This window comes from Cryobacterium sp. PH31-O1, from assembly GCF_030063455.1.
In the GTDB taxonomy this organism is placed as follows: Bacteria; Actinomycetota; Actinomycetes; order Actinomycetales; family Microbacteriaceae; genus Cryobacterium.
The window spans coordinates 1-1,031 of the sequence record NZ_JASITB010000013.1; the positions used below are offsets into that span (position 1 = coordinate 1).

Annotated in this window: 1 protein-coding gene; it reads right to left on the reverse strand. The window is 60.5% G+C overall.

Features of this window, described 5'->3' with window-relative positions; translation table 11 throughout:
• Positions 1-20: 20 nt before the first annotated feature.
• The coding region (locus QMK31_RS17200) for a copper amine oxidase (protein ID WP_502853503.1) at positions 21-1,031 on the reverse strand (1,011 nt) is incomplete at its 5' end.

Consider the following 1,031-nt stretch of genomic DNA (forward strand, 5'->3'; position numbering starts at 1 on the left):
CCTGTCGAAGCTTGGTTGGTTTAGTGGTCGGTTCCGTTGCAGCACTGGGCTGCGTCGGACGATACCGCTTTGTCAGAGACTGGCAGGTTCAGGGTGGGGTTTTCGTCGAAGAAGCCGTGGGGTTCGAGCATGAAGCCAATGTTCTGGCGGGGCATGACGGGCCAGTCTTCTAGGCGCACGACGTGGTGCATTCCGAAGGTGTACCAGACCACGAGGTCTTGGTCGACGATGTTTCGGTCTGCTTGGGTCCATGCGGGCAGGCCGTCGCCGCCGGTGCTCTGGTTCGGAAACTCGCCAGCCGGAAAACGCTCGGCCCGGTCGTAGGCGGTGACCCACAGGTTGTTGCGGGCGAATTGCGCGCGTTGGCTCACGTGCGACCGTTCGTCGGCGGCCAGGGTGATGGCGTTCGTGGGGATCAGACGGTAGGCCACCGGTTCGTTGACCAGGTTCTTGCTGTCGCGGTTGGCGACCTTCCAGAAGCGGTGCTTGGAACTGTCGGCCTTGCGGATGGCTGCCTGCTCGGTTTCGAGTAGACGATCAACTGCACGGAAGGCGGTGTAGGTGGGGTTGTCGGCCGGAATCTCGGTGTCAACTTCGAAGACGGAGTTCAGCGGACCGTCAATCTCAAAGTCCATCCGCACGTTGAAGAGGTGCTGGTGGATGGGTCCGTAGAGTCCGTCATTGTTCAGCGCCTGACCGTACGTGGTCTTCTCGCCCGGGTTCTGGGCGGCGGTCGACAGAATTCCGGTGGCCTTGACCAGGAACTCGATGGTGCCGTCAAGAAAGAGGTGCCAGTAGAACGCGTACTCGTAGTTGGCGACGGTCGCGATGAAGGAGATCACGAGCTTGCGGCTGCGTCGCACTTCGGCGGTGCCCTCGCGGAAGTCGAAGTGCTTCCACATGATGCTGTCGTCTTCTTCGTGCATGCAGATAGCGTTCTCGATGGTCATCGGGTTGCCGTGGCTGTCGGTGGTGATGCCATCGAAGTACTTGATCTCACCCACGCAGTCGCAGCCGAGTTTCAGCGAATT